Below are 7,478 nucleotides of genomic sequence, written 5' to 3' on the forward strand. Positions count from 1 at the left end.
TAAATTAAATAAAGCTTGGGTTTATCAGCTTTTAACCCAAAGCTCTCAACATCTACCAAATTTAGGCTATTGCCGCAATCCTGTGATTAGTGGAATCTTACAAAAACTTCGAGGCGCATTTACCAAAGATCGGGGTTATCGAGACAGTTCTCCCACAAAGCAATGGCTGAAAATCGTTCTAGCCACCAGTGTGGGGGTGACAGCTTTAGTATGGGGAGTGCGCGAACTGAAATGGTTACAGTCTTGGGAATTAAAAGTTTACGATCAAATGTTGCGATCGCGTCCTTTAGAAGAGCCAGATCGTCGGATTTTATTGGTAACAATTACTGAAAACGATCTAGAGCGCGAGAAGTGGCCGTTATCAGATAATACAATCAATAAGCTGCTACAAAAACTAGAGTCATATCAACCTCGTGTTATTGGCTTAAATGTTTTCCGTCCAGCACAACAAAATTTAGCGGCTAGGATACCAAATCGCAATAATATTATTGCTACTTGTTTATTGAGTAGCATTAGCAGACCAGAAATTGCACCGCCACCTAACTTTCCTATAGATAATGTCGGCTATAACGATTTTATTTCTGATAACGAAGACGATCAAATTGTCCGGCGTGGATTGGTATTTGCGCACCCTACAAAAACAGATAAAAAATGTACAACAGAATTTTCGTTTGCAGCATTAGCAGCAATTACTTACTTAGAAAAAGCAGGTTTTGAATTAGATTTTCCCGATAAACACCATTTTTCTGTGGGTAAAACTATCTTTCCAACTTTGACAGCTAATTACGGCAGCTATGAACATTTGGATGCTCAAGGCTACCAATTACTCTTAAATTACCGTCACCCTGCTCACTTTGCCCAGCAAGTTACTTTAACAGATGTCTTCACAAATAAAGTCAATCCTAATCAAATCAAAGACCGTTTAGTAATTGTTGGTGCTACTGCCGCCAGTATTCATCCAGGTTTATATACACCTTATAGTGCTTCACCACAGCAACCAGCTAGAACACCTGCTGTATTCATTCATGCACAGATAGCAAGTCAAATTATCAGTAATGTATTAGATGGCAGACCTCTAATTTGGGACTGGCCTGACTGGGCTGAATTTCTTTGGATATGGGCTTGGGCATTAATAGGCGGTAGTTTGGCATGGTGGTTGCGCCATCCTTTGCTACTAGTGGTAGTAGGTAGTATAAGCGTAATTGCTTTGGTGGGTATCTGCTTTGGTTTGTTTCTTCTCTCCGGATGGGTTCCTCTTGTACCAACTACTCTTACTTTGGTAATTACTGGTATTAGTGTCATAGCTTATACTACCTACCAGGTTCAGCAGCAAAGTCAGTTGATTATTCTGCAAGTTGAAAAACAAAAAGAAGTAATTGAACAGTTAGATATTCTCTTAAAAGAAACTACAACAGTTACAACAATTAAAGACCAATATCTTCACAATATACCCAAAATTGTGACAGCAAAAACAACTGGTGAATTTCTCTTAGGTGGGCGTTACCAAATCTCAAAAATTCTTGGTTCTGGTGGGTTTGGATGTACGTATTTAGCACATGATACTCAACGCCCTGGTAATCCTAATTGTGTAGTTAAACAGTTAATGCCAGCACGTCGAGATACTAAATTTTTAGAAGTTGCCAGAAGGTTATTTATTACAGAAGCAGAAATTTTAGAAGCTTTAGGTAAACATCATCAAATACCCGAACTACTTGCTTACTTTGAAGATAATCAAGAATTTTATTTAGTTGAAGAATATATTCCTGGGCAAACTTTGAGTGAGGAATTACCCCCTGTACAAGGTTTACAGAAAGAACCTGATGTTATCCATATGCTGAAAGGTATTTTAGAAGTACTGGAATTTGTTCATGAACATCGCGTGATTCATAGAGATATCAAACCAGCTAATATTATTAGATCTGCTCAAGATCATCGGCTGGTATTGATTGATTTTGGTGCAGTCAAGTTAATGCAACCACCAAATAGTGAGCAAACAGAATTAGCAACAGTAGCTATTGGAACGCGGGGTTATGCCCCACCAGAGCAATTTGCTGGACATCCTCGCTTGTGTAGTGATATTTACGCCTTAGGGATGATTGGAATTCAAGCCCTCACTGGTATTTCACCACAGGAACTTCACCCAGATCTAGAAACAGGCAATATTATCTGGCGTTCTCAAGCACAAGTTAGCGAAGAATTGGCAGCGATTTTAGATAAAATGGTGCGTTATAATTTTAGCGATCGCTATCAATCTGCGAGCGCCGTCCTCGAAGATTTAAAATCTATTGCCGAGTAAATTTTCCGAGCATTGGCAACCGTTACCATGCAGAAATGGTGAGTTTCTGAGGTGGTTTAGTTCCCTTTACTGGTTAAGAACAGGACGAACTTTAATCAACATAATCTGTTGTAATTTCAGACTTTTCTGTATTATTTGAAGTGATGGGACGGTGACCATCGATATCAAGGGTATCTTTAACCTCATAGTTGCTTTTAGCAATCGGACGTTGACCATCAATGTCGAGAGTATCCTTAACTTCTAAATCGCTGGGGTCAATCGGACGTAAGCCGTCTATAGCTAGCATCTCATGCTCCTGAAAATCGCTCTTGGCAATCGGACGTTGACCATCGATGTCAATTGTTTGATCTGATTGTATGTCGCTCTTAGCAATTGGACGTTGACCATCAATGTCGAGAGTATCCTGAATCTCTAAATCACTTGGATCAACCGGACGTTGACCATCTATTTTAATGACGCGCGATATTTGCTTCGCTTCATTAGATGATGTTAGAGGCACAATGTTCGCTTCAGTATGATTCTCTGTGTTATCCATGCTCTATGCTTCCAGCTTGTGGCTATTTGTTTACCAACTGATTAAGATACTTGAGTGAAGTGAGAAAATCTTCTGCCACTGCAAAGAATTTACCTCTTACTTGAGAGCGATTTATCAGTTGAATGTGGGATATTAGGCGCATTGTGACGGTGAATTGGTATCATTATTCTGTTAAACACAGTACCCTCAGCTAAATTTGGCAGACAAATACTAGGCACTTACAAACAGGCCGATTTGAAAATGAAACACCTTGAAGGTAAAGTGGCCTTGGTCACAGGTGCTACACGGGGAATTGGCAAGGGAATTGCTATTAGTCTTGGTGAAGCAGGTGCGATCGTATATATTACTGGTCGCAGTTTAGATAAATCTATATCTCCTGCCAATAATGGTATTTCAGGTAGTCTAGAGGAAACCCGAGCCGCTATTGAAGAAGTCGGTGGTGTATGTATTCCTGTTCCAGTAGATCATAGTAACGACGAACAGGTGCGATCGCTCTTTGATCGCATTCAAGATGAGCAGCATGGACAACTCGATTTACTGGTAAATAATGTTTTTTCCGGAGTCCAAGCATTAAGTGATGCTCAAGGAAAGCCATTTTGGGATTTTGAACCCAGCCTTTGGGATAGTTGCAATAATGTAGGTCTGCGTAGCCACTATGTTACCAGTGTTTTTGCAGCTCGGATGATGAGCAAGCGTAACTCTGGATTGATTTGTACGATTTCTTCCTGGGGCGGGTTGTCTTATATTTTCGGTGCAGCATACGGTGTTGGTAAATCAGGATGCGATCGCCTAGCCGCTGATATGGCCGTTGAACTCAAGCCTTATAACATCGCTTCACTTTCACTCTGGCCAGGGATTGTAGGCACGGAGCATATATCCCGCCTCACATCACAAATGAACGAAAACAATGCTACTAACCAGAGAAACTCATTACTCGTTGAGCGCTATAACTGGGAAACCCCCTTACTCACAGGAAGAGTGGTTGCGGCACTAGCAGCAGATTCCAGTGTGATGCTTCGCACCGGACGAGTGCAGATTGTAGCCGAACTCGCTCAACATTATAAACTTGTAGATCAAAATGGCGATCGCCCCGTATCTCTACGCTCTCTGCGTTTTTTAATGCCTTTTGCATTGCCTGTACTAAGAAAGTACACATGGCTCATACCAGATTTGAAAGTGCCTTGGTTGCTCTTACTGCTAACGACACTCAAATCACCTCAAATTTAATCTAAATATATTTCAATTAATTACTTTCTGGTAAATCAGATGACATCAAAAACCTGATTTTTATTAGGTTATAAATATCCTTTTCTGTCAAAATGATTTAGATGAGTTTGCCTTTAGTTGTTAAAAAATTTCATTAAACAAAATAATTCTCCTAATTATGGAAGAGAGAAATGACCCAGCTAAATGAAGCTGTTGTGCTTATCACTGGTGCATCTGGCGGATTCGGACAGGAACTAACCCGACAATTATTAATGGCTGGTAGCCGACTGATTCTAACAGATTTGGATGAAGCTGTTCTGCGTCAACGAGTTGCAGCAATTCAAAGCATAGTTTCAACTGGAGAGGTACTAGCCTGCTTCGTTGTTGATCTTGCTACTCGTAAAGGATGTGAAACCCTTTATAGCCAAGTTAAAAAACTCAATATACCCATCGATATATTAATAAATAACGCTGGTATAGCATACTTTGGTCGCATGGATGAAGTTCCTAGCGAGAAATGGGAGCTACTCATGCAGGTAAACCTACTAGCACCAATGCGATTAAGTGCCCTATTTGCTGCTGATATGATTGCCCGCCAAAAAGGGCACATCGTCAATATTTCGTCACTAGCAGGCTGGTCAGCACCGGCTGGGTTAGTTCATTATGCAACTAGCAAATTCGGGTTGCGTGGCTTCAGCGAAGGACTTTTCAATGAAGTCAAAGACCATCAAGTAAAAGTTACAGCTGTTTATCCCTTTTTTAGTCGCACTCCAATTCTGCAATCGGAAACTTATGGAACTTTAGGTAAGCTGATCGAGGAAGGTTTTCCAGAAAGTCTGGCAACCGATCCAGCAAAAGTAATGCGCGCAACCATTCAAGGAATTGTTCACGACAAACTGCACGTATTTCCTGATGCAACTGCTAAAAGTGTCCATCTGCTGAAAAGATATTCTCCCTTGCTACTGGACTGGATTAGTGATGCATTTATCAGGAGGTTGAAAGTTGGTCAACGTAAGTAATTCTAGTAAAACTGAAAAGATATTTAATACTACTGACAAACATCTGATTATTGGGGCTGGGTTTGTTGGATTAGGTATGGCTCAAGTACTCAAAGCTGCTGATATTCCCTACGATCAAGTCGATGCTAGTGACGATATCGGCGGTAATTGGTATCACGGCGTTTACGAAACAGCACATATCATCTCGTCACGCAAAATTACCCAATTTACCCATTTCCCTATGCCTGAGCATTATCCCGACTTTCCCAGTGCTCAGAATATGCGGGATTACTTGAACGACTTCGCCAATCATTTTAACTTGCGCGAGCATATCGAACTTAACCGTACAGTTAGTAATGTGCGACCAGTCGAAAATAATTTCTGGGAAGTCTCTTTTGCTAATGGAGAACAGCGAATATATGAAGGAGTGTTGATTTGTAATGGTCATCACTGGTGCAAACGTTTTCCCAAATTTCAGGGAGAATTCAACGGAGAAATTATCCATTCTAAAGATTACAAACACCCAAATCAGCTTACTAGCAAGCGAGTTTTGGTAATCGGTGGCGGCAATTCAGCTTGCGATATTGCAGCAGAAGCAGGCCGCGTCGGCGCTAAATCTGTTTTGAGTATGCGTGAATCAGTATGGTTTATTCCCAAATCATTTGCAGGAGTACCAGTAGCCGATTTAATTAAATGGTGGATGCCAGAATGGGTTCAACGGCTCCTGGCTTACGGGATAATCCGCCTGACGTTCGGTACTCATAAAGATTATGGTCTACCTAAACCCAACTATCGAATTTTTACCAAGCATCCAACTCTAAACAACGAGGTGCCCTATTACATTAAACACGGAAGAATCACCCCCAAACCTAGTGTGCGTCGTTTGGATGGTTGGGAAGTGGAATTTGTTGATGGTAGCCGAGAAGCATTTGACTTAATAATTTGTGCTACTGGCTACTACGTTGCCTATCCGTTTCTACCCCAAGAACTTCAGCGCGTTGAAGGAGCAGCAGTTCAATGTTATGGCGGCTCGTTTTTCGCCGATTACAAAGGACTGTATTTTATTGGTTGGGGGCAAGCAAGAGGCGGGGTAGGATCTCTGATTTCCGCTTACAATTCATTGTTCATCCGTTTTCTTAAACTCCAGGATGAGATAAATGTACCTATTGGTCTGGTTCTCAAAGAAATGGGACAACAATTACCGAAAACTCATCTTGCCGATCCGCAGCAGATTTTTAGGCAATTAAAGCTTGTTAATTTCTTCTTTCACTGGATTGTTAAAAAAGCCTATCAAGTTGATAGCAAATATCCCGATTTTCGTAATAAACCACTTCCTGCTTCACAAAGTATCGAGAAACCTCAGTCGTTACCCAGGGCAAACGTATCTAAATTGTGACAAAGTGGTACGAAGAAACTAGAAGAAGGGTCAGGTGAGGAATTTTGCCTGGAGGGCATAAGAGGAAACGATGACGCTTTGTACTGATTGAGCGAAACAATATTCGCTTTATTGCAACAGGACGCTGTGGCTTACCCTTGACAGATAAAGCTAACTGTAAGTTCAAAAAATTTAACTCTAATATAGCCACAAGATCTGCTGAAATGAAATTAATATTGGACAAGTTTATCGCTAAATCAATCTCATCAGTTGTTACAAAACTGCTAGTAGGCGTAAATCAAATAAACAGGTGAGGTCAAAGTTAAGATGGCAACCTGTGACGGTCGAAGTTGGCGCTCGTGGTTAGTCAGCGTTTTTAGCGTTGTGGGAGTCTTTGCCCCTGCAATATTCTTTGATGGAAACTCTGCCGATGCTCAGATCATCCCTGATGAAACATTAGGCGAAAGCTCTTCAACAATTACCCCCAATCTTAACATTCAAGGACTTGCCGCAGACCGCATTGATGGTGGTGTATCTCTCGGTGCTAACCTATTCCATAGTTTTCGAGAATTCAATGTAGGCGAAAACCAACGAGTTTATTTTGGTAATCCCACAGGAATTGAGAATATTCTTACCAGAGTCACGGGGGCTAAAGTCTCCAACATACTTGGTACTCTTGGGGTGAATGGTGCAGCCAATTTATTTTTACTCAATCCTAATGGCATTATATTTGGGCAAAATGCACGGTTAGATGTGGCGGGTTCGTTTATGGCGAGTACGGCGAACTCATTTGTATTTGGCAACGGGATGGAATTTAGCGCCACAGATCCACAAGCACCACCACTGTTGAAAATTAATCTTACACCAGGTTTACAGTATGGTAAAAATGACTCTTATAGAACTATTAAAAATACTGGAAGTTTAACTGTAGGGCAAGATTTAAAACTGATTGCAGGTAATTTGGATCTACAGGGAAAACTTGAGGCTGACAGAGATTTAATTCTACAAGCTGAGTAAGGATTCAGGTAGAGGATTATTGACAAAGGGAACACTTGAGGGGGAGTATCA

General features: G+C 41.1%; 6 protein-coding genes. 5 read left to right on the forward strand and 1 reads right to left on the reverse strand.

The features are described 5' to 3' along the window. The first annotated feature begins 82 nt into the window (after positions 1–82). On the forward strand, positions 83–2,296 hold the full coding sequence (locus BV375_RS20960; protein WP_086763884.1) for a CHASE2 domain-containing serine/threonine-protein kinase: 2,214 nt from the start codon (positions 83–85) through the stop codon (positions 2,294–2,296). Between the two features lie 91 nt (positions 2,297–2,387). On the opposite strand, the gene BV375_RS20965 is transcribed toward BV375_RS20960, so the two are convergent. Beyond that, on the reverse strand, positions 2,388–2,831 hold the full coding sequence (locus BV375_RS20965) for a hypothetical protein (protein WP_086763866.1): 444 nt from the start codon (positions 2,829–2,831) through the stop codon (positions 2,388–2,390). 240 nt (positions 2,832–3,071) lie between these two features. On the opposite strand from BV375_RS20965, the gene BV375_RS20970 reads away from it, so the two are divergent. The 4 genes from BV375_RS20970 (at position 3,072) to BV375_RS20985 (ending at position 7,427) form a co-directional block, all read left to right on the forward strand. Next, positions 3,072–4,058 (forward strand): SDR family NAD(P)-dependent oxidoreductase, encoded by a 987-nt coding sequence (locus BV375_RS20970; protein ID WP_086763868.1) that lies wholly within the window; start codon positions 3,072–3,074, stop codon positions 4,056–4,058. A gap of 170 nt (positions 4,059–4,228) precedes the next feature. Further along, positions 4,229–5,056 (forward strand): SDR family NAD(P)-dependent oxidoreductase, encoded by an 828-nt coding sequence (locus BV375_RS20975; protein WP_086763870.1) that lies wholly within the window; start codon positions 4,229–4,231, stop codon positions 5,054–5,056. Next, the gene (locus tag BV375_RS20980) at positions 5,040–6,431 is read left to right on the forward strand and encodes an NAD(P)-binding domain-containing protein (protein ID WP_243714003.1); all 1,392 of its coding nucleotides are present in this window, start codon (positions 5,040–5,042) and stop codon (positions 6,429–6,431) included. Before BV375_RS20975 ends, BV375_RS20980 begins: the two co-directional genes overlap by 17 nt. Before the next feature lie 306 nt (positions 6,432–6,737). After that, positions 6,738–7,427, forward strand: a complete 690-nt coding sequence (locus BV375_RS20985; protein WP_086763872.1) for a filamentous hemagglutinin N-terminal domain-containing protein — start codon at positions 6,738–6,740, stop codon at positions 7,425–7,427. Positions 7,428–7,478 lie beyond the last annotated feature (51 nt).

This window comes from Nostoc sp. 106C, from assembly GCF_002154725.1.
Taxonomy (GTDB): domain Bacteria; phylum Cyanobacteriota; class Cyanobacteriia; order Cyanobacteriales; family Nostocaceae; genus Aulosira.

Excerpts from the sequence above, each read along its gene's own strand:
- BV375_RS20965 (WP_086763866.1), bottom strand. The coding sequence starts at position 2,831 with ATGGATAACACAGAGAATCATACTGAAGCGAACATTGTGCCTCTAACA.
- BV375_RS20970 (WP_086763868.1), top strand. The coding sequence starts at position 3,072 with ATGAAACACCTTGAAGGTAAAGTGGCCTTGGTCACAGGTGCTACACGG.
- BV375_RS20975 (WP_086763870.1), top strand. The coding sequence starts at position 4,229 with ATGACCCAGCTAAATGAAGCTGTTGTGCTTATCACTGGTGCATCTGGC.
- BV375_RS20985 (WP_086763872.1), top strand. The coding sequence starts at position 6,738 with ATGGCAACCTGTGACGGTCGAAGTTGGCGCTCGTGGTTAGTCAGCGTT.